14 protein-coding genes are annotated in these 22,136 nt (G+C 61.0%); 7 read left to right on the top strand and 7 right to left on the bottom strand.

The window, feature by feature from the left end; all coding sequences use genetic code 11:
• The first annotated feature begins 189 nt into the window (after nt 1–189).
• The 4 genes from aceE to msrA all read left to right on the top strand — a co-directional run bounded on the left by aceE (nt 190) and on the right by msrA (nt 8,217).
• Nucleotides 190–2,835 (top strand): pyruvate dehydrogenase (acetyl-transferring), homodimeric type, encoded by a 2,646-nt coding sequence (gene aceE, locus ACHPFG_RS03230; protein WP_131696822.1) that lies wholly within the window; start codon nt 190–192, stop codon nt 2,833–2,835.
• An 11-nt stretch (nt 2,836–2,846) separates the two neighbouring features.
• Nucleotides 2,847–4,499, top strand: a complete 1,653-nt coding sequence (gene aceF / locus ACHPFG_RS03225; protein WP_431701590.1) for a dihydrolipoyllysine-residue acetyltransferase — start codon at nt 2,847–2,849, stop codon at nt 4,497–4,499.
• A gap of 304 nt (nt 4,500–4,803) precedes the next feature.
• Entirely contained in the window at nt 4,804–7,497 is a 2,694-nt protein-coding gene (locus ACHPFG_RS03220; RefSeq protein ID WP_431701589.1) for a putative bifunctional diguanylate cyclase/phosphodiesterase, read from the top strand.
• 72 nt (nt 7,498–7,569) lie between these two features.
• Entirely contained in the window at nt 7,570–8,217 is a 648-nt protein-coding gene (msrA, locus tag ACHPFG_RS03215; protein ID WP_131696825.1) for a peptide-methionine (S)-S-oxide reductase MsrA, read from the top strand.
• A gap of 68 nt (nt 8,218–8,285) precedes the next feature.
• Here the strand turns inward: msrA and ACHPFG_RS03210 are convergent, their stop codons facing one another.
• Nucleotides 8,286–9,122, bottom strand: coding sequence for a 23S rRNA (adenine(2030)-N(6))-methyltransferase RlmJ (locus tag ACHPFG_RS03210; RefSeq protein WP_131696826.1), 837 nt, complete (start codon nt 9,120–9,122; stop codon nt 8,286–8,288).
• A 175-nt stretch (nt 9,123–9,297) separates the two neighbouring features.
• Between ACHPFG_RS03210 and ACHPFG_RS03205 the strand changes: the two genes are divergently transcribed.
• Nucleotides 9,298–10,575, top strand: coding sequence for an O-acetylhomoserine aminocarboxypropyltransferase/cysteine synthase family protein (locus ACHPFG_RS03205; RefSeq protein WP_431701588.1), 1,278 nt, complete (start codon nt 9,298–9,300; stop codon nt 10,573–10,575).
• On the opposite strand, the gene ACHPFG_RS03200 is transcribed toward ACHPFG_RS03205, so the two are convergent.
• From ACHPFG_RS03200 to ACHPFG_RS03185, 4 genes are all read right to left on the bottom strand, one after another.
• Nucleotides 10,561–11,286 carry a DUF4123 domain-containing protein gene (locus ACHPFG_RS03200; RefSeq protein WP_431701587.1) on the bottom strand — a complete coding sequence of 242 codons (726 nt, stop codon included), beginning with the start codon at nt 11,284–11,286 and terminating at the stop codon, nt 10,561–10,563. The genes ACHPFG_RS03205 and ACHPFG_RS03200 overlap by 15 nt on opposite strands.
• On the bottom strand, nt 11,261–13,315 hold the full coding sequence (locus ACHPFG_RS03195; RefSeq protein ID WP_431701586.1) for a type VI secretion system tip protein VgrG: 2,055 nt from the start codon (nt 13,313–13,315) through the stop codon (nt 11,261–11,263). Before ACHPFG_RS03195 ends, ACHPFG_RS03200 begins: the two co-directional genes overlap by 26 nt.
• Before the next feature lie 205 nt (nt 13,316–13,520).
• Nucleotides 13,521–15,005: a sodium/proline symporter PutP gene (gene putP, locus ACHPFG_RS03190; RefSeq protein ID WP_131696830.1), complete on the bottom strand. Its 1,485-nt coding sequence runs from the start codon at nt 15,003–15,005 to the stop codon at nt 13,521–13,523.
• Complete coding sequence (locus ACHPFG_RS03185; RefSeq protein WP_431701585.1) at nt 14,995–15,384, bottom strand: hypothetical protein; 390 nt, start codon at nt 15,382–15,384, stop codon at nt 14,995–14,997. The genes putP and ACHPFG_RS03185 overlap by 11 nt, the downstream gene beginning before the upstream one ends.
• A gap of 81 nt (nt 15,385–15,465) precedes the next feature.
• Here ACHPFG_RS03185 and putA point away from each other — a divergent pair, with 81 nt between their 5' ends.
• Together putA and ACHPFG_RS03175 are read left to right on the top strand one after the other, a co-directional pair.
• Nucleotides 15,466–19,419, top strand: coding sequence for a trifunctional transcriptional regulator/proline dehydrogenase/L-glutamate gamma-semialdehyde dehydrogenase (putA, locus tag ACHPFG_RS03180; RefSeq protein ID WP_431701584.1), 3,954 nt, complete (start codon nt 15,466–15,468; stop codon nt 19,417–19,419).
• A 230-nt stretch (nt 19,420–19,649) separates the two neighbouring features.
• Nucleotides 19,650–21,452 (top strand): acyl-CoA dehydrogenase, encoded by a 1,803-nt coding sequence (locus tag ACHPFG_RS03175; protein ID WP_431701583.1) that lies wholly within the window; start codon nt 19,650–19,652, stop codon nt 21,450–21,452.
• Here ACHPFG_RS03175 and ACHPFG_RS03170 read toward each other — a convergent pair.
• Nucleotides 21,449–21,739: a cell division protein ZapA gene (locus ACHPFG_RS03170; RefSeq protein WP_017526490.1), complete on the bottom strand. Its 291-nt coding sequence runs from the start codon at nt 21,737–21,739 to the stop codon at nt 21,449–21,451. The two genes, ACHPFG_RS03175 and ACHPFG_RS03170, sit on opposite strands and share 4 nt — an antisense overlap.
• Nucleotides 21,736–21,966 carry a hypothetical protein gene (locus ACHPFG_RS03165; RefSeq protein WP_003187970.1) on the bottom strand — a complete coding sequence of 77 codons (231 nt, stop codon included), beginning with the start codon at nt 21,964–21,966 and terminating at the stop codon, nt 21,736–21,738. Before ACHPFG_RS03165 ends, ACHPFG_RS03170 begins: the two co-directional genes overlap by 4 nt.
• Nucleotides 21,967–22,136 lie beyond the last annotated feature (170 nt).

Raw genomic sequence — 22,136 nt, 5'->3', positions numbered from 1 at the left:
CGCTCAGTCTTGTGTAGTTTTACTACTCGTATATACATTCGAAAGGCTGAAATGGACGACGATTTGTAGTAAAACTACAGGACGCCGAAGCAACCTTCGGCCATCCAAGAATTTATGTCGTCTGCCCACAAGGCCAGTCGCAAACTTCAGGCAACCGATTCTGGTAGCCTTTCCGCCCTGGAGCAAGCCATGCAAGACCTCGATCCCGTCGAAACCCAGGAATGGCTGGACGCCCTGGAATCGGTTCTCGACAAAGAAGGCGAAGACCGTGCTCACTACCTGATGACCCGTATGGGCGAACTCGCGACCCGCAGCGGCTCGCAACTGCCCTACGCCATCACCACGCCATACCGCAACACCATCCCCGTTACCCACGAAGCACGCATGCCTGGCGACCTGTTCATGGAACGCCGCATTCGCTCGCTGGTACGTTGGAACGCCATGGCGATGGTAATGCGCACGAACTTGAAAGATTCTGACCTGGGCGGTCACATCTCCAGCTTCGCTTCCAGCGCAACCCTGTATGACATCGGCTTCAACTACTTCTTCCAGGCCCCGACCGAAGAACACGGCGGCGACCTGATCTACTTCCAGGGCCACACCTCGCCAGGCGTCTACGCCCGTGCGTTCATGGAAGGTCGCATCAGCGAAGAGCAAATGAACAACTTCCGCCAGGAAGTCGACGGTCAGGGCCTGTCGTCCTACCCGCACCCTTGGCTGATGCCTGATTTCTGGCAGTTCCCGACTGTATCCATGGGCCTGGGCCCGATCCAGGCGATCTACCAGGCACGTTTCATGAAGTACCTGGAAGCCCGTGGCTTCATCCCGGAAGGCAAGCAGAAAGTCTGGTGCTTCCTGGGCGACGGCGAGTGCGACGAGCCGGAATCCCTGGGTGCCATCTCCCTGGCCGGCCGCGAGAAGCTGGACAACCTGATCTTCGTCATCAACTGCAACCTGCAGCGCCTCGACGGCCCGGTTCGCGGCAACGGCAAGATCATCCAGGAACTCGAAGGCGTGTTCCGCGGTGCCCAGTGGAACGTGACCAAGGTCATCTGGGGCCGTTTCTGGGACCCACTGCTGGCCAAGGACGTCGACGGTATCCTGCAACGTCGCATGGACGAAGTCATCGACGGCGAGTACCAGAACTACAAGGCCAAAGACGGCGCGTTCGTGCGTGAACACTTCTTCAACACGCCTGAACTCAAGGCCATGGTTGCCGACCTGTCCGACGACGAGATCTGGAAACTCAACCGTGGCGGCCACGACCCGTACAAGGTCTATGCGGCTTACCACGAAGCGGTCAACCACAAAGAACAACCGACCGTCATCCTGGCCAAGACCATCAAGGGTTATGGCACCGGTGCCGGCGAAGCGAAGAACACCGCGCACAACACCAAGAAAGTCGATGTCGACAGCCTGAAGTTGTTCCGCGACCGCTTCGACATCCCGGTCAAGGACGAAGAACTGGAGAACCTGCCGTTCTTCAAGCCAGAGCCGAACAGCGCCGAAGCCCGCTACCTGAGCGAACGTCGTACCGCGCTGGGCGGTTTCGTGCCACAGCGCCGCGCCAAGAGCTTCAACGTCCCGACGCCACCGCTGGATACCCTCAAGGCTATCCTGGACGGCTCGGGCGACCGCGAAATCTCCACCACCATGGCCTTCGTGCGGATCCTCGCGCAGCTGGTCAAGGACAAGGAAATCGGTTCGCGTATCGTGCCGATCATCCCGGACGAAGCCCGTACCTTCGGTATGGAAGGCATGTTCCGTCAGTTGGGCATCTACTCCTCCGTCGGCCAGCTCTACGAGCCAGTCGATAAAGACCAGGTGATGTTCTACAAGGAAGACAAGAAGGGCCAGATCCTCGAAGAAGGCATCAACGAAGCGGGCGCCATGAGCTCCTTCATCGCTGCCGGCACTTCGTACTCCAGCCACAACCAGCCGATGCTGCCGTTCTACATCTTCTACTCGATGTTCGGTTTCCAGCGTATCGGCGACCTGGCTTGGGCAGCAGGCGACAGCCGTACCCGTGGTTTCCTGATCGGCGGTACCGCCGGCCGTACCACACTGAACGGCGAAGGCCTGCAACACGAAGACGGTCACAGCCACATCCTGGCTGCCACCATCCCGAACTGCCGCACCTTTGATCCAACCTACGGCTATGAGCTGGCGGTGATCATCCAGGACGGCATGAAGAAGATGACCGAAGAGCAGCAGGACGTTTTCTACTACATCACCGTGATGAACGAGTCCTACCAGCAGCCTGCCATGCCGGCCGGTGTTGAGGAAGGCATCATCAAGGGCATGTACCTGCTCGAAGAAGACACCAAGGAAGCGGCGCACCACGTGCAGCTGATGGGCTCCGGCACCATCCTGCGTGAAGTCCGTGAAGCGGCGAAGATCCTGCGTGACGAGTTCAACGTCGGCGCCGATGTGTGGAGCGTTACCAGCTTCAACGAACTGCGTCGCGATGGCCTGGCCGTAGAGCGCAACAACCGCCTGCACCCGGGTCAGAAGCCTGCGCAGAGCTATGTCGAAGAGTGCCTGGCCGGCCGTAAAGGTCCGGTCATTGCCTCTACCGACTACATGAAACTGTTTGCTGAACAAATTCGCCAGTGGGTCCCGTCCAAGGAATTCAAAGTCCTGGGCACCGACGGTTTCGGCCGCAGTGACAGCCGCAAGAAGCTGCGTCACTTCTTCGAAGTCGACCGTCACTTCGTGGTGTTGGCAGCCCTGGAAGCCTTGGCTGACCGTGGTGAGATCGAACCCAAGGTGGTAGCTGACGCTATCGTCAAGTTCGGGATCAACCCGGAAAAACGCAACCCACTGGACTGCTGAGGAGACTTTTTGTGAGCGAACTCATTCGCGTACCTGACATCGGCAGCGGTGAAGGTGAAGTAATCGAGCTGTTTGTGAAGGTCGGCGACACCGTCGAAGCCGACCAGAGCATCCTGACCCTGGAATCGGACAAGGCGAGCATGGAAATCCCTGCTCCCAAGGCCGGCGTGGTCAAGAGCCTGAAAGTTAAGCTGGGCGACCGCCTGAAAGAAGGCGACGAACTGCTGGAACTGGAAATCGAAGGTGCCGCTGATGCGGCCCCTGCGGCGGCTCCTGCTGCCGCTGCTGCACCGGCGCCTGCCGCGGAAAAACCTGCCGCTGCTGCCGAGGCTCCTGCAGCCCCGGCTGCTGCTCCAGCCGCAGCGACTGTCCAGGACATTCATGTTCCGGACATCGGTTCGTCGGGCAAGGCCAAGATCATCGAACTGCTGGTCAAGGTCGGCGACACTGTCGAAGCGGACCAGTCGCTGATCACCCTGGAGTCCGACAAGGCCTCCATGGAAATCCCTTCGCCGGCTGCCGGCGTGGTGGAAAGCATCGCGGTCAAGCTGGAAGACGAAGTCGGCACTGGCGACTTCATCCTCAAGCTGAAAGTACAAGGCGCTGCGCCTGCCGCTGCTCCAGCACCGGCTGCTGCTCCGGCCGCCAAGGCTGAAGCGGCTCCGGCTCCGGCTGCTGCCCCTGCGCCCGCTGCAAAAGCCGAGGCCGCACCGGCCCCTGCTGCTGCCGCACCTGCGCCAAGCGGTGCCAAGGTTCATGCCGGCCCTGCCGTGCGTCAACTGGCCCGTGAGTTCGGCGTTGAGCTCAATGCTGTGTCAGCCACTGGCCCTCACGGTCGCGTGCTGAAGGAAGACGTGCAGGTCTACGTCAAGGCCATGATGCAGAAAGCCAAGGAAGCGCCGGCTGCCGGTGGCGCTACCGGTGGTTCGGGCATTCCGCCGATCCGTACCGTGGACTTCAGCCGCTTCGGCGAAATCGAAGAAGTGCCGATGACCCGCCTGATGCAAATCGGCGCGGCCGGTCTGCACGCGAGCTGGCTGAACATCCCGCACGTGACCCAGTTCGACCAGGCCGACATCACCGACCTGGAAGCTTTCCGGGTTGCGCAGAAAGCCGTGGCCGAAAAGGCCGGCGTGAAACTGACTGTGCTGCCACTGCTGCTCAAGGCGTGCGCGCACCTGCTCAAGGAACTGCCGGACTTCAACGCCTCGCTGGCACCAAGCGGCAAGGCGATCATCCGCAAGAAGTACGTGCACATCGGTTTTGCGGTCGACACCCCGGATGGCCTGCTGGTGCCGGTCATCAAGAACGTTGACCAGAAGAGCCTGCTGCAACTCGCTGCCGAAGCCGCTGCACTGGCTGCCAAGGCCCGCGACAAGAAGCTCACCCCGGACGACATGCAGGGCGCATGCTTCACCATCTCCAGCCTCGGTCACATTGGCGGCACTGGCTTTACGCCAATCGTCAACGCGCCGGAAGTGGCGATCCTGGGTGTGTCCAAGGCCACCATCCAGCCAGTCTGGGACGGTAAAGCGTTCCAGCCGAAGCTGATGCTGCCACTGTCGTTGTCCTACGATCACCGTGTGATCAACGGCGCGGCCGCTGCACGCTTCACCCAGCGCCTGAGCCAGTTGCTGAACGACATCCGCACCATCCTGCTGTAAGCCACAGCGGCCTCCCTTTCATCGGGGAGGCCTGGTTGCACCGATTTCCGAGCGCCACGCTCGTACCTCAACCCCGTCAATTTGGCGGGGCTTTTTTTGCTTTTCTTTACAGACAGAACAGGGTTGTACACCTTCTGTCATTCTGACTGAAGAATTCCCCCGCCCGGCCGATAACCCCCTTATAGCACTTAGCCTTCATCCTCTCTTGTCAGCCCGCGCCGCATGATGCAACCTTGCCGCAGGCAACAGTAAAGAGGGCGTGAGCCCGGCGCCGTACGCGTTATTTGAAGTGAGTTCCCCCCCCATGAAAAGCCAACCCGATGTCGCCCGTATGGCGGCCGAGGTAGTGACGCAGTTACCGGTGCCTTCGCGCCTCGGTATGCTGCGTTTCGAGCGGCTTAATGAGGCAAGCTGGGCCCTTCTGTACCTCGACCCTAACTGCGAGCGCCAATTCGGCCTGTCGGCGGTCGAGCTGTGTGCACTGCTCGGCACCCCCTTCGCCAGCCTGATGGAGCCTCAGGCACGCTATCAACTGCACGACACCATCCAACAGCAACTGAGCGAGAGCCCTCACTACCTGGTGCGCTACACCCTGCACACCAACGATGGCCCCCTGAGCCTGCTGGAAATGGGCGAAGCCTACAAACAGCACAATCGCCACCTGCTGCGCGGCTACCTTATGGTTGTAGACGGGCTGTTCAGTGAAATCCCCCCACCCGCCCCCACGGCGGACCTGGAGAGCCAGAACAGCCGCCTGCAGATCGCCCTGGAGCTCAATCAGCGCGCCCAGCAGGAACAACTGCAGCACCTGGAGCGGGTGCGTGCCCAGCAGGAGCTGATCCTGTTGCTGGCCCGCCAGCGCTACACCGTCAACAATTCGCTGCAGGAAGCGGCCGAGCTGATCACCCGCAGCGCCTGCGATATCTACCAGATCGACTGCGCCAGCATCTGGAACCTCGAAGGCCAGCGCCTGGTGCCGATCTCGGCCTACCACCGCGACGACCAACGGCACCACCTGCCCGAGCCGATCGACGCAAGCTGCTTCCCGGACTATCTGGAAGCCTTGCATACCAGCCGCGCCATCGACGCCACCAACGCGATGCGCGACCCCCGCACCCGGGAAATGGTCGAAAACCTGCGCGCCAGGGACGTCCACGCGATGCTCGATGCGAGTATCCGTGTCGATGGCCAGGTGGTCGGCGTGCTGTGCCTGGAACAGGGCGGCAGCCCGCGTGCCTGGCAGGCCGATGAAATTGCCTTTGCCGGCGAGCTGGCCGACCAATTCGCGCAAGTGATCAACAACCACAACCGCCGTACCGCCACCAGCGCCCTGCACCTGTTCCAGCGCGCGGTGGAGCAAAGCGCCAATGCCTTTCTGCTGGTCAACTGCGACGGCGTGGTGGAGTACGTCAACCCAAGCTTTACCGCGATCACCCAATACAGCGCCGAAGAAGTCCACGGCCACCGCCTGGCACATTTGCCGGCCCTGGAAAACCTCAGCGAATTGCTGTTCGACGCACCATCGAGCCTGGCCCAGAGCAACAGCTGGCAGGGCGAGTTCAAGAGCCGACGCAAAAACCTCGAACCCTACTGGGGCCAACTGTCGATCTCCAAGGTCTACGGCGACAACCGTGAACTGACCCACTACATCGGCATCTACGAAGACATCACCCAGACCAAACTGGCCCAGCAGCGCATTGAGCGCCTGGCCTATACCGACAACCTGACCAACCTGGGCAACCGTCCGGCGTTTATCCGTAACCTCGACGAGCGCTTTGCCCGCGACAGCGACAGCCCGATCAGCCTGTTGCTGGTGGACATCGACAACTTCAAGCGCATCAACGACAGCCTTGGCCACCAGACCGGCGACAAGCTGCTGATCAGTCTGGCCCGTCGCCTGCGCAACAGCCTGAGTGCCGGCGGCAGCCTGGCGCGTTTTGCCAGTAACGAATTCGCGGTGCTGCTGGACGACACTGACCTGGAAAGCGGCCAGCAGGTCGCCAGCCAGTTGCTGGCGACGCTCGACAAACCGATGTTCGTCGACAACCAATTGATCAGCGTCACCGGCTCCGTGGGCCTGGCCTGTGCACCGCTGCACGGGCGCGACCCGCAGACCCTGATGCGCAACGCCGGCCTGGCTCTGCACAAGGCCAAGGCCAACGGCAAACACCAGGTACAAGTGTTTACCGAAGCGCTGAACGCCGAGGCCAGCTACAAGCTGTTCGTAGAGAACAACCTGCGTCGCGCCCTGACCCAGAATGAACTGGACGTGTTCTACCAGCCCAAGCTGTGCCTGCGCAGCGGCCGTTTACTGGGCATGGAAGCGCTGCTGCGCTGGAACCATCCGGAAAAAGGCATGATCCGCCCCGATCAGTTCATCAGCGTCGCCGAAGAAACCGGCTTGATCATCCCGATCGGCAAATGGATCGCGCGCCAGGCCTGCCGCATGAGCAGGCAACTGAGCGCCGCTGGCATGGGCAATTTGCAGGTAGCAATCAACCTGTCGCCCAAACAGTTTTCCGACCCGGACCTGGTCGCCTCGATTGCCACGATCCTCAAGGAAGAACAGCTGCCGGCCAACCTGCTGGAGCTGGAGCTGACCGAAGGCCTGCTGCTGGAAGCGACCGAAGACACGCGCCTGCAACTGGACCAGTTGAAGAGCTTCGGCCTGACCCTGGCCATGGATGACTTCGGCACCGGTTACTCGTCGCTGAGTTATCTGAAAAAATTCCCCATCGACATCATCAAGATCGACCGCAGCTTTATCCACGAAATCCCGGACAACCAGGACGACATGGAAATCACCTCAGCCGTGATCGCCATGGCCCACAACCTCAAGCTCAAGGTGGTGGCCGAAGGCATCGAGACCGCCGAGCAACTGGCGTTCCTGCGTCGGCACCGTTGCGACGTTGGCCAGGGCTACCTGTTCGACCGGCCGATCCCCGGTGCAGAGCTGCTCGAGAAGCTTAGACGCTACCCGCGCGGGCCAATCGCCTGACAGCGCTGTAACACTCGGGCACACTGACGGTCTGAAATTTACCGCTAACTCAACCTGACGAGAGGACTGCTCATGGTCTTGCGCTCGGAAATTCTGGTGAACAAAAACGTGCTGCCTACTCAAGAACAAGCGTTGCCTGGTCGTGAAACCCCAATGAACCTGCCGGAGACGCACTTCGTCAACGGCAACCCGCTGTTGGGTCCGTTCGTCGATGACGTTGGCTTTGCGATCTTCGGCCTGGGTTGTTTCTGGGGCGCCGAACGCAAGTTCTGGCAGCGCGATGGCGTGGTCAGCACCGTGGTCGGCTACGCCGGCGGTTTCACGCCGAACCCGACTTATGAAGAAGTCTGCTCGGGCCTGACCGGCCACAGCGAAGTGGTGCTGGTGGTCTATGACCAGGCCAAGGTGAAATACGAAGACCTGCTGAAGATGTTCTGGGAACTGCACAACCCGACCCAAGGCATGCGCCAGGGTAACGACATCGGCACCCAGTACCGCTCGGTGATCTATGCGACCACGCCTGAGCAATTGTCGGCGGCGCAGGCCAGTGCCGATGCCTATCAAGCCGAATTGTCCAAAGCCGGCCTGGGCACCATCACCACCGAAATCGAAGAAGCGCCGACGGTGTACTTCGCCGAGGCGTATCACCAGCAGTACCTGGCGAAGAACCCGCAGGGCTACTGTGGGATCGGCGGTACCGGTGTGACCTGCCCGATCTAAAACCGACTCAAATCAAAATGTGGGAGGGGCGCACCGCCCCTCCCACATTGGGTTGGCGCCAGACTTGGTTACTCGGCAATAAGCCAATCCATCTGCCACCCACCCTGGGTCTGGCCAAGCTTCCTGGACAGCCACGGCAACAGCTCACGCAATTCCTCTTCCAGGCCCCACGGCGGGTTGGCAATCGCCAGGCCCGAGCCGGTCAGGGTGTTGGGCGTGTCCAGCGGATGCACCAGCAATTCCACGCGCAGCAACTTCGGCGCGCCAGTGCCGGCCAGGTCCTGGTAGAAGCGACGCAGCATCCGCTGGTCCTTCACCGGGTACCAGATCGCCGCGACGGTCTGGCGCATACGGCTGACAGCTTCCTTGAGTGACGCCGCGCAGCGCTGCATTTCGTCGAGCTTTTCAAACGGTGGGTCGATCAGCATCAACGCACGTTTTTCCGGCACCGGTAACAGCGCGCGCGGCACATGCCAGCCTTCGCCCAAGTGCACCTTGACCCGACGATCACCCTTCATGTTGTCCTTGAGCAGCACGCCGTCTTCCGGGTGCTTTTCATTGAGCAATACGCGGTCCTGGGGACGCGTGAGGCGGCGCGCAAGCTCCGGCGAGCCTGGGTAGTAGCGCAACTGGCCATCGGGGTTCATCTCATGCAGCACGCGCATGTAGTCGTCAGTCAGCGGCGGCAGATCGTCGGCGCCCCACAAGCGCGCGATACCTTCCAGGTACTCACCCGTGCGGTTGGCCTGATCACCTTGCAGGTCGTACAGACCAATCCCGGCGTGTGTGTCGAGGTAGGCGAACGGCTGCTCCTTGCGCGACATCAGGGCGATGAGGCGGGTCAAGGTCAGGTGTTTGAAGACATCGGCGTGGTTGCCGGCGTGAAAGGCGTGACGATAATTCATGGTTGCTCCTGCGCAGGGGGCGAAGTTTACCTTCTACGGGCGCAAAGGTGCAGGGCCGCATGCCGGGCGGTGCTTATGTCGCAAACGCAGGCGGCCAGTTGAAAAAAATCTAAATGCCGCCGCCAGGGTGGATTTATTGTGGCCTTCCACCACTCCAGGGAGGTCAATAACAATCATGAAAGACGCCACCATCGCGCTGCACCACGGCTTCAAGTCGGACCCGACTACCAAGGCCGTCGCCGTACCGATCTACCAGAACGTCGCCTTCGAATTCGATAACGCCCAACACGGCGCCGACCTGTTCAACCTGGACGTGCCCGGCAATATCTACACGCGCATCATGAACCCCACCAACGATGTGCTGGAGCAGCGCATCGCCGCCCTTGAAGGCGGTATCGCGGCCCTGGCCGTCTCGGCCGGCAGCGCGGCGATCCACTATGCCATCCAGACGTTGACCCGGGCGGGCGACAATATCGTCACCACACCGCAACTCTACGGCGGCACCTACACGCTGTTCGCCCACCTGCTGCCGAGCTTTGGCGTGGATGTGCGTTTCGCCCGCGACGACTCCGCCGCAGCCATCGCCGAACTGATCGACGACAACACCAAGCTGGTGTACTGCGAAAGCATCGGCAACCCGGCGGGCAATATCATCGACATCGAGGCCCTGGCCGACGTTGCCCATGCCCGTGGCGTGCCGCTGGTGGTGGACAACACCGTGGCCACGCCGATCCTGTGCAAACCGATCCAGTTCGGCGCCGACATCGTGGTGCACTCGGTGACCAAATACGTCGGCGGCCATGGCAATTCCCTGGGCGGTGTAATTGTCGACAGCGGGACGTTCCCGTGGACGAAATACGCGGATAAATTCCCCGGCCTCAACCAGCCCGAGCCGGCCTATCACGGCGTGGTCTATACCGAAAAATTCGGCCCCGCCGCCTTCATCGCCCGCGCCCGTACCGTGCCGCTGCGCAATACCGGCGCCGCATTGGCACCGATGAATGCCTTCCTGTTGCTGCAAGGCCTGGAAACCCTGGCCTTGCGCATGGAGCGCCACACCGAAAACGCCCTGAAAATCGCACAGTTCCTGCAAGGCCATGCCGAGGTGGAGTGGGTCAGCTACGCCGGCCTGCCGGACCACCCGCACCACGCATTGGCGCAGAAATACATGCAGGGCAAACCGTCGGCGATCCTGTCCTTCGGCTTGAAGGGCGGCTTTGATGCCGGTGTGCGCTTCTACGACGCGCTGCAAATCTTCAAGCGCCTGGTCAACATCGGCGACGCCAAGTCCCTGGCCTGCCACCCGGCCTCCACCACTCACCGGCAGATGAACGAGCAGGAACAGGCCAAGGCCGGTGTAAAGCCGGAGATGATTCGCCTGTCGGTGGGTATCGAAGCGATTGAAGACCTGATCAACGACCTGCAACAGGCGCTGGCCTCAACTCAACTCTGAGTCCAGGTAGCCAGCCAGCGCTTCAGGGCTGATATCCGCGCTGCGTACGAAGTAGGCGATCTTGTGCTGCAAGGTCGCCGGCGTAAAGGCGGCATACAGGTCGGGGCGCTGCTCTTCAAGCCACTGCAGCAGGTTGTCGATCAGGGTCTGTGGTGATTGCGCGGCCAAGTGCTCCAATAGCGATTCGGGCACTCGCCACCAAGGACTGGTTTTGGCCGCCGTGACTGGCGGCGTCGCAACGCTCAGCGGCTGGCCGTTGATCAGATACCGTTGGAACACCGGCAACACCGCGCCGATTTCATCGCCCAGCTTCTGCACAATCGGCAGAAACTGAGCGCCATCCCAGAAGCGCAGGAACACGCTCCGCTCATCGGGAAGCAGTATTTTGGTCAGGCTTTGCAGGTGAGCAACTACGACTTCCAACGGGCTGGACGATACCGCCAGCCAACCCCAATCCGAGGCGTCAGTGGTTGCGATCCAATTGAGGAAGGCACTGTCGGGTTCGACAATCCCTGCGTAGGGCATCACCTCATCCCACCCGGCATAGGCCGTGCCTGCCCAGAGCGCTTGAGGCGACATCCCGATGGCCGAGACTTGCCACGCAGCCAGCGGCTTCGCGTCACTGGCACGGCTAAGGACCACGTAAAGCCGCTCATTGGGGAGTAGAGGGCATTGTGCTAGCCAGTCATTGGGGGTCAAGGGCTGGGACATCAGGGTAAATTCCTTTTAAGGTTGAATGGAACGGGAGACCGCACTGCCCGTCACTGCAGCGTTGGCACTCTTCACAAAACGGCGCGCTCCGTTTCAGGCTGGTGACCTGTATCCGGCTCAGCGGTGCGGGTATAACCGCCAGCAACGCCGCTTTCACCCCCGGCATCAAGGGCGACGCCGCCGGAGCAGGCGCGCCTCCCAGTTGAATGGGCGTGCTGCTGAAAATCCCCTCTGCCGACAGCGTGATCGACTGCCCACCGGCCTGGATTGTCACGGTCGCACCCGCGTCTATGACGACGCTCTGCCCGGCGCCAATCTGGATGGTCCGCCCCGCGCGCATCTGCTGCGATCCGCCAACCACCAGATGGTCGTCCTGCTTGAGTTCCGTCAAACGGTTGCCATGGGTGATGCGCTGCTCTTCGCCTTGCAATTCATGGTGCGACTCACCGCCCACCCTGATGCGGCGCTGATTGTCGATCTGCACCTGCTGGTCATGCAGCACATGCTGGGTCCAATCCCGCTGGGCGCGCAGGTAGATCTCCTCGGCGCCCTTGCGGTCTTCGATGCGCAGTTCGTTGTAGCCACCACCACCGGGGCTGCTCTGGCTACGGAAGATGCTGCGGGTCTTGTCTGCCGGCAGATCGAGGGGAACCGGCGTCGCCGCGTTCGGCAGGCAGCCCACCACCAGCGGCATGTCCATATCCCCGTTGACGAACCCCACCAGTACTTCCATACCCACTCGCGGGATAAGCACCGAGCCATAGCGATCATGGGCCCAACCGCTGGCCACCCGCAGCCAGCAGCTGGAATGATCGTCATTCTCCCCAGCGCTATCCCAGGCCAACTGCACCTTGACCCGGCCGTATTCGTCGCAGTGGATTTCACTGTCGACGGGGCCGGTAACCACCGCGTTTTGATAACCCGACAACGCCGGCCGCGCCTGCTCAGGCAAGGGCGGGCGGAAGATCACGTCCCACGGAGTCACCACACATTCATTGCGATACCCCTGAAGAAAATCTCCACCGCCAACCTCGGTGACAGCCTCCTCCAAAACCTGAGGCTGCCTGCCTTCGTGGGTAACTTGCGTCACCAGCCACAAGTCATTCCATTCGTCCCGCGGATGCCCGGTCAATTTGAGGAACCGACCGCTGGTCACTGCGGGGTCATCACCGTTACCACGGGCTATTCGATAGTCGCTACGGTGCCGTTCCAAGCCACGTTGCGCGAGGTATTTGCCGTAGGGGCGATCGGAAAAATGACCGGGGTAGGCCTGCTCCTCAAACCGTGGAAGCTGTTCACCGACCACGCCACTCTCCAGCACCAGGCTCGGCTTGAGAAAGTCGTAGTCACGCAAAGTGACCGCTGTGGTGCGGGTTTCCAACCGCAGCGCAAAGCGCTTGATGGCCGGCGTATCCGCCACCATCCCGGAGCCCGGCTTATAGGGCGTAGGTTGATCGGGCCGGGCGAAAACTGTCTGGTCATCGCCAAACACCAGTAGGTGCCCTCCGGGCAAATGCTGGAAGTGATAGTGAATCCCCTGTTCGGCACACAGCCGCTGAATAAAGGCCAGGTCGCTCTCGCCAAACTGCACGCAATACTCGCGCTCAGGATAGGCACCACTGAGGTGAAATTCGAATTGGTCGGCATGGAGCCGCTGCTCCGCCAGCACCTGCGCAATGATCTGCGGCACCGTCTTGTGCTGGAAGATCCGCTGGTGACTGCTGTGCGCGAGATAGGCCAACTGCGGCACAAGGCTGATCTGGTAACGCGTCAGCCGTCGCCCGGAGTCGCCCTGCGCCACCCGATAAACCAAGCCGTGGACGCCATGGCCGTGAGCATCAAAGCCCAGATACACCGGGCGATGCAGCAGGTTTTCCAAGTCCAGGTCGGGCTGTTCGCTGACCAGTTCAAGATCGAAACGATACGGTTGGCTGATGGCTTCGCGGCCCTGGAACTCAAACACCTTGAGTTCACTTGGCACACCGTCAAGGGTCAGGGTAAAGGCACTTTGATTGGCAGGAGCGAACATCCGGTGTTTCTCTGCGAGGGGGTGGGCGGGAGATTCTGCACCACCGTTCCACGCTGATGAGCGCGCCCCAAACAAATCAGTAAAACCCTACGCGCGAGCGTAGGAGTCCTACTCAATCAAGCTCAAATCGCACGCAAAAAAAAGGCCCGCCATCCGTAGGACGCGGGCCTTCTTTTAATTCATTGAGCGCTCAGCGCCCGGCGAATCACTTATTGAGGTTGTAGTCTTTTTCCGCCGCATCAAAGCGCTCGACCATACCGGCTGTCGGCGCGCCCAGCTTGCTCACGACGTAGATCGCCAGGCTGGCGAAGATGAAGCCTGGGATGATTTCGTACAGGCCCAGCAGTTCGAAGTGCTTCCACACGATCACGGTGATCGCGCCGACCAGGATGCCGGCCAGTGCGCCGTTGCGGGTCATGTTTTTCCAGATCACCGAGATCAGCACCACAGGGCCGAACGCAGCGCCGAAACCGGCCCAGGCGTAGCTCACCAGGCCCAGCACACGGTTGTTCGGGTTGGCAGCCATGGCGATGGCGATCAAGGCCACCAGCAGTACCATCAAGCGGCCGACCCACACCAGTTCAACCTGGGAAGCGCTTTTGCGCAGGAAGGTCTTGTAGAAGTCTTCGGTCAGGGCGCTGGAACATACCAGCAACTGGCAGCTCAGGGTGCTCATGACGGCCGCGAGGATGGCCGACAGCAGGACACCAGCAACCCATGGGTTGAACAGGATCTTGGCCAGCTCGATGAACACACGCTCAGGGTTTTCAGTCACCGGGCCTGCCACTTCCGGGTGCGCCGAGAAGTAAGCAATACCGAAGAAGCCCACCGCCACGGTGCCGCCCAGGCACAGGATCATCCAGGTCATGGAGATGCGACGCGCGTTGGCGATCGACTTCACCGAATCCGCCGCCATGAAGCGCGCGAGGATGTGCGGTTGGCCGAAGTAACCCAGGCCCCAGCCCATCAGCGAGATGATGCCGATGAAGGTGGTGTTTTTCAGCATGTTGAAGTTGTCGGGGTTCTTGGCTTCGATGGCCAGGAAGGTGGTGTCGACGCCACCGGTGGCCAGCAGCACAATGATCGGCGTGAGGATCAACGCGAAGATCATCAGCGTGGCTTGTACGGTGTCGGTCCAGCTGACTGCCAGGAAACCACCCACAAAGGTGTAGGCAATCGTCGCCGCAGCGCCGGCCCACAGCGCGGTCTCGTAGGACATGCCGAAGGTGCTTTCGAACAGGCGGGCACCGGCCACGATGCCGGAAGCGCAGTAGATGGTGAAGAACACCAGGATCACTACGGCAGAGATGATCCGCAGCAGGCCGCTTTTATCTTCGAAACGGCTGGAAAAGTAATCCGGCAGCGTCAGGGCGTCGCCGTTGTGCTCGGTCTGTACCCGCAGGCGACCGGCCACGAACAGCCAGTTGAGGTAGGCACCGACGATCAGGCCGATGGCGATCCAGCTTTCCGACAGGCCGGACATGTAGATCGCGCCCGGCAGGCCCATCAACAACCAGCCGCTCATGTCGGAAGCACCGGCTGACAAGGCAGTCACCACGCTACCGAGGCTGCGACCGCCCAGGATGTAATCGGAAAGGTTGTTGGTGGAGCGATAGGCCATGAAGCCGATCAGCACCATTGCTGCGATGTAGATCACGAACGTGATCAGGGTTGGATTACTAACGCTCATAGAAGTGACGCCCTGGCTTTGTTTTTATGTAGCGGCGGTCTGTCAGACGGCCACCCACTGGAAGTAGGTAAACGTAACTGCGTGCCGCGCATTTATGACTGACGTTTCCCCAGGAAAGCCGCCAGCCGATGAACCAGACCATACAGTCGGTTGCACCTTGGGCGCGAATGCTATTCAACAAAGTAAATAAGGTGCAACCAGTTTCTTGGGAATAAGTTGCACCTAAGTGTAAAACACGTAAAACACCGGTTTTTTGCTCCTTTTCGGAGCAAGAACAGCCGATCTCAGAAGCAAACGCACCAGGGCGAAGCGGATTCCGTCCAGGGCCGTTTTTTTTCCGATCAACCGTCGAAAAATTCATGAATAAAATGGGTTGCACCCGGTTGCACCTCTTCCTGCGCAAAGCTAATCTTGCCGGCAGCTGATGCCACTCGGTAGTGGCACCCATGAGGATAAGAAAATGGCTACGACCACCCTTGGGGTCAAACTCGACGACCCGACCCGCGAACGCCTGAAAGCGGCCGCGACCTCCATTGATCGCACGCCGCACTGGCTGATCAAGCAGGCGATTTTCAATTACCTGGAGAAACTGGAGGGTGGCGCAACCCTGACCGAGCTCAATGGCTTGAGCAACAAGGATGCTGAGGACGCCGGCGAAGTCCAGGCCGACCACGCCCACCAGTGCTTCCTTGAGTTCGCCGAGAGCATCCTGCCGCAATCCGTCCTGCGCGCTTCGATCACCGCCGCTTACCGTCGCCCCGAGCCGGAAGTGGTGCCAATGCTGATCGAGCAGGCTCGCCTGCCGGTGCAAATGGCCGAAGCCACCAACAAGCTCGCCGCTTCGATTGCCGAAAAACTGCGCAATCAGAAGAGTGCCGGCGGCCGTGCCGGTATTGTTCAGGGCCTGCTGCAAGAATTCTCGCTGTCGTCCCAGGAAGGCGTGGCCCTGATGTGCCTGGCCGAAGCGCTGCTGCGGATCCCGGACAAAGGCACCCGCGACGCCCTGATCCGCGACAAGATCAGCACCGGCAACTGGCATCCGCACCTGGGCAACAGCCCGTCGCTGTTCGTCAACGCCGCCACCTGGGGCCTGCTGCTGACCGGTAAACTGGTCGCCACCCATAACGAAGCCGGCCTCACCTCGTCCCTGAGCCGCATCATCGGCAAAAGCGGCGAGCCGATGATCCGCAAGGGCGTCGACATGGCCATGCGCCTGATGGGCGAGCAGTTCGTGACCGGCGAAACCATCGCTGAAGCCCTGGCCAACGCGAGCAAATTCGAAGCCAAGGGTTTCCGCTATTCCTACGACATGCTCGGTGAAGCCGCCCTTACCGAACACGACGCGCAGAAATACCTGGCCTCGTACGAACAAGCCATTCACTCCATCGGCAAAGCCTCCCACGGCCGTGGGATTTATGAAGGCCCGGGCATCTCCATCAAACTGTCGGCACTGCACCCGCGTTACAGCCGTGCGCAGTACGAACGGGTGATGGATGAGCTGTACCCGCGCCTGCTGTCCCTGACCCTGCTGGCCAAGCAATACGACATCGGCCTGAACATCGACGCCGAGGAAGCCGACCGCCTGGAGCTGTCGCTGGATCTGCTCGAGCGCCTGTGCTTCGAGCCACAACTGACCGGCTGGAACGGTATTGGCTTCGTGATCCAGGCCTACCAGAAGCGTTGCCCGTATGTGATCGACTACGTAATCGACCTGGCGCGCCGCAGCCGCCATCGCCTGATGATCCGCCTGGTAAAAGGCGCGTACTGGGACAGCGAGATCAAGCGCGCCCAGGTCGAAGGCCTGGAAGGCTACCCGGTATACACCCGCAAGGTGTACACCGATGTTTCCTACATTGCCTGTGCACGCAAACTGCTGTCGGTACCGGAAGTCATCTACCCGCAGTTCGCTACGCACAACGCCCATACCCTGTCGGCGATTTACCATATCGCCGGTCAGAACTATTACCCCGGCCAGTACGAGTTCCAATGCCTGCACGGCATGGGTGAACCGCTGTACGAGCAGGTAGTAGGCAAAGTTTCCGAAGGCAAGCTCAACCGTCCATGCCGCGTATACGCACCGGTCGGCACTCACGAAACACTGCTGGCTTACCTGGTGCGTCGCCTGCTGGAAAACGGCGCCAACACCTCGTTCGTCAACCGCATCGCCGACCAATCCATCTCGATCCAGGAGTTGGTGGCCGATCCAGTGGCCAGCATCGAGCAGATGGCGACGCTGGAAGGCGGCTTCGGCCTGCCGCACCCGCGTATCCCGCTGCCGCGTGACCTGTACGGCAGCGACCGCGCCAACTCGGCCGGTATCGACCTGGCCAACGAACACCGCCTGGCATCGCTGTCCTGCGCCCTGCTGGCCACCGCGCACAACGACTGGAAGGCCGCGCCGATGCTCGGTTGCGCCGCCAGCGATCAAGCGGCGGCACCGGTATTGAACCCGTCCGACCTGCGTGACGTGGTCGGCCACGTGCAAGAAGCCACCGTCGAAGACGTCGACAACGCGATCCAGTGCGCCATCAGCGCTGGCCCGATCTGGCAGGCCACTCCGCCCGCCGAACGCGCCGCGATCCTGGAACGTGCCGCCGACCTGATGGAGGGCGAGATCCAGCCACTGATGGGCCTGCTGGCTCGTGAAGCCGGCAAGACCTTCGCCAACGCCATCGCCGAAGTGCGTGAAGCCGTGGACTTCCTGCGCTATTACGCGGTGCAGGCCCGCAACGACTTCACCAATGACGCGCACCGCCCATTGGGCCCTGTGGTGTGCATCAGCCCGTGGAACTTCCCACTGGCGATTTTCAGTGGGCAAGTGGCTGCTGCACTGGCCGCCGGCAACCCGGTCTTGGCCAAGCCTGCCGAACAAACCCCGCTGGTCGCCGCCCAAGCCGTACGCATCCTGCTGGAAGCGGGTATTCCGGAAGGCGTGCTGCAATTGCTGCCGGGCCAGGGTGAAAGCGTCGGTGCCCGCCTGGTGGGTGATGATCGCGTCAAAGGCGTGATGTTCACCGGTTCCACCGAAGTCGCGCGCCTGCTGCAACGCAACGTCGCCGGGCGCCTGGATGCCCAAGGCCGTCCGATCCCGCTGATCGCCGAAACCGGCGGCCAGAACGCAATGATCGTCGATTCCTCGGCACTCACCGAACAAGTGGTCATCGACGTGGTGTCCTCGGCCTTCGACAGCGCCGGCCAACGTTGCTCGGCCCTGCGTGTGTTGTGCCTGCAGGAAGATTCGGCAGATCGCGTGATCGAAATGCTCAAGGGCGCCATGGCTGAATGCTGCCTGGGCAACCCGGAGCGCCTGTCGGTGGACATCGGTCCGGTGATCGACGCAGAAGCCAAGGCCGGCATCGAGAAACACATCCAGGCCATGCGCGACAAAGGCCGCAATGTGTACCAGGTGGCGATTGCCGACGGTGAAGAAATCAAGCGCGGCACCTTCGTGATGCCCACCCTGATCGAGCTGGAAAGCTTCGACGAACTGCAACGGGAGATCTTCGGCCCGGTGCTGCACGTGGTGCGCTACAAGCGCAAGGAGATCGACCAGCTCATCGGCCAGATCAACGCCTCCGGCTATGGCCTGACCCTGGGCGTGCACACCCGCATCGACGAGACCATCGCCAAGGTGATCGACAACGTCAATGCCGGTAACGTCTATGTGAACCGCAACATTGTGGGTGCCGTGGTCGGCGTGCAGCCGTTCGGCGGCGAAGGCCTGTCGGGCACCGGTCCGAAAGCCGGTGGTCCGCTGTACCTGTACCGCTTGCTGTCGACCCGTCCTACCGATGCGATCGAGCAATCCTTCGTACGTGGCGACAAACTGGCGGCACCGGATGTACGTCTGCGCGATGCCATGAGCCAACCGCTGACCGCCCTGAAAACCTGGGCCGACAGCAATAAGTTCAGCGAACTGAGTGCCCTGTGCAGCCAGTTCGCCGCACAATCCCAAAGCGGTATCACCCGTCAGTTGGCTGGCCCGACCGGCGAGCGCAACAGCTACGCCATCCTGCCCCGCGAGCACGTACTGTGCCTGGCGGACGTAGAAGGTGATCTGTTGACTCAACTGGCGGCGGTATTGGCAGTCGGCGGTTCGGCGGTATGGCCGGAAACCGACCTGACCAAGGCGGTGTTCCCACGCTTGCCCAAGGAGATTCAGGCGAAAATCAAGCGCGTGGCCGACTGGACCAAGGACGAAGTGGTGTTTGACGCCGTTCTCCATCACGGGGATTCCGACCAACTGCGTGCGGTGTGCCAGCAAGTGGCCCAACGTGGTGGCGCGATTGTCGGGGTACATGGTTTGTCCCAAGGCGAAACAACAATTGCCTTGGAGCGCCTCGTGATCGAGCGTGCGTTGAGCGTTAACACCGCAGCTGCCGGCGGTAATGCCAGCCTGATGACCATCGGCTAACCCTGAAAATGCGGTAAACCCTGTGGGAGGGGGCTTGCCCCCGATAGCGGAGTGTCAACCAGTACATCTGATACTGACACACTGCTATCGGGGGCAAGCCCCCTCCCACATTTGATCGCATTTCAATTCCCCTCCCCTCGTTCTGCCTCTTCATCACCCAGATCAATCTTGCTATCCAGTCTTTATTCGCGCACTTAGACTCAGGCCAATTCCTCCAAAGGTAAGCCGCCATGTCCGAGACGCTGCTCAGTTCCCGCAATCTGGCTTTCGAGCTGTACGAAGTCCTCGATGCCGAGGGCCTTACCCAGCGCGAGCGGTTTGCCGAGCACAATCGCGAAACCTTCGATGCGGCCATCAGCACGGCCCGCAACATTGCCGAGAAGTACTTCGCGCCACACAACCGCAAAAACGACGAGAACGAACCACGTTTTGAGGACGGTAAGGCGATTCTGATTCCGGAAGTGAAACCGGCGGTGGATGCGTTCCTTGAAGCCGGCTTCCTCAATGCGGCCCGCAGCTTCGAAGCCGGTGGCATGCAGTTGCCGACCCTGCTGTCTCAAGCCTGCTTCGCTCACTTCCAATCCGCCAACGCGGCCTCGACGTCCTACCCGTTCCTGACCATGGGTGCCGCCAACCTGATCGAAAGCTTCGGCAGCGAGGAGCAAAAACAGCGCTTCCTGCAACCGATGATCGACGGGCGTTTCTTCGGCACCATGGCCCTGACAGAACCCCACGCAGGTTCGTCGCTGTCGGATATTCGTACCCGCGCCGAGCCCGCGGCTGACGGCAGTTATCGCCTCAAGGGCAACAAGATCTTCATCTCCGGCGGCGACCACCCGCTGTCGGAAAACATCGTGCACATGGTGCTGGCCAAATTGCCGGACGCGCCGGCCGGGGTGAAGGGCATTTCGCTTTTTATCGTGCCCAAGTTCCTGGTCAACGATGATGGCAGTCTGGGCGAACGTAACGATGTCCTGCTAGCCGGGTTGTTTCACAAGATGGGCTGGCGGGGCACCACGTCCACGGCGCTGAATTTCGGCGATAACGGTAACTGCGTCGGCTATCTGGTGGGTAAGCCGCACCAGGGCTTGAGCTGCATGTTTCAGATGATGAACGAGGCGCGCATCGGTGTGGGCATGGGCGCGGTGATGCTCGGCTACGCCGGCTACCTGTATTCCCTGGAATACGCCCGCGAACGCCCGCAAGGCCGCCTGCCCGACAGCAAAGACCCAAGCACCGCGCCGGTCTCGATCATCCAGCACGCCGATATCAAGCGCATGCTCCTGACCCAGAAAGCCTACGTCGAGGGCGCCTTCGACCTGGGCCTGTACGCCGCGCGCCTGTTCGATGACACCACGACGCTGGAAACCGAGGCAGAGCGTAAACAGGCCCACGAACTGCTGGACCTGCTCACGCCCATCGTCAAATCCTGGCCCTCGGAGTTCTGCCTCAAGGCCAACGAGCTGGCAATCCAGATCCTCGGCGGCCACGGCTACACCCGCGAATACCCGGTGGAGCAGTACTACCGCGACAACCGCCTGAACCCGATCCACGAGGGCACCCATGGCATCCAGTCCCTGGACTTGCTGGGGCGCAAATTGGCGCAGAACGGCGGCGCGGGGCTCAAGCAACTGATCCGGCTGATCGCCGACACGGGCTCGCGGGCACAGGCATATCCAGGCCTGACGGCGTTAAGAGAACCGCTGGAACACCTCGTGGCCCGTCTGCAAAGCGTGACGATCGGCCTGCTGACGGATCTCGCCCAGGGCAAGGTCAACAGCAGCCTGGCGAACTCGGCGTTGTACCTGAAGGTATTCGGGCACACGGTAATTGGCTGGCGCTGGCTGGAACAGGCGATTCGCGCCGAAGAAGGGCTGGCCAAGGGCAATGTGGCCGATGTCGCCTTCTATAAAGGCAAGCTCCAGGCCGCCCGGTATTTCCTGACCTGGGAAGTACCGGGCTGCCATCATGAACTGGCGATTCTGGAGGCACGGGATGATACGTGCCTGGGGATGCAGGATGAGTGGTTCTAGGGCTGGATCGCCTTGGAAATCACCTCGACCGTGGCGCTGACTTGCTCTTGGTAACGGTCGAGTTCCTGCTGGTGAGCCTGCTGCATTTCGATCTGCTCGGCGCACAGGTTCAGCGCCGCCAGCACCAGTAGCTTGTCACCGATCAGGGTCGGGTACTTTTTCTTGGTGGTGGCCAGGGAGGCCTTGAGCATGGTCACGGCGTGCATCAGGGTTTTATCTTCCCCGGCCGGGGCCTTGATCGAGTAATCCTCTCCGAGAATCGAAACGACCTTTATCCCTTCATTCATGCGCTGACAGGGCCTGCGCTCACGCGCTCAACCAGCGCCTGGATACGCGCTGCCGTCGCGCCGTGCTTTTCTTCCTGTTCCATCAGGTTCAGTTGCAGGCTGTCGTTCTCATCCTTGGCGCGAGCCAGTTCGGCCTTGAGGGATTCGTTGCTGCCCAGTAGCTCCTGATTCTGCTGTACCAGGTCGCTGACCAGTTGTTCCAGTTGGCTGAGGGATGCTTCTAACATTTTGATTTCTCGGGCTTTTTCAAAGGGCGGTGACGATAAAGAAAATTCACCTCGGATGCCAGGGTTATCCCTGGCGCGCAGCCCGTTTTTTAAGGGCCGGGCCACGCTTTCGAGCCTTAGTGACTGCATTTCCCCCATCTGGTTCCTGAATCCGCGCAACCCCTCGTCAG

Origin of the sequence: Pseudomonas sp. BR20 (genome assembly GCF_050780135.1) — a bacterium.
Taxonomy (GTDB): Bacteria; Pseudomonadota; Gammaproteobacteria; order Pseudomonadales; family Pseudomonadaceae; genus Aquipseudomonas.
Note: the sequence above shows the minus strand (reverse complement) of the source record. Positions and strands in the feature narration are given on the sequence as shown.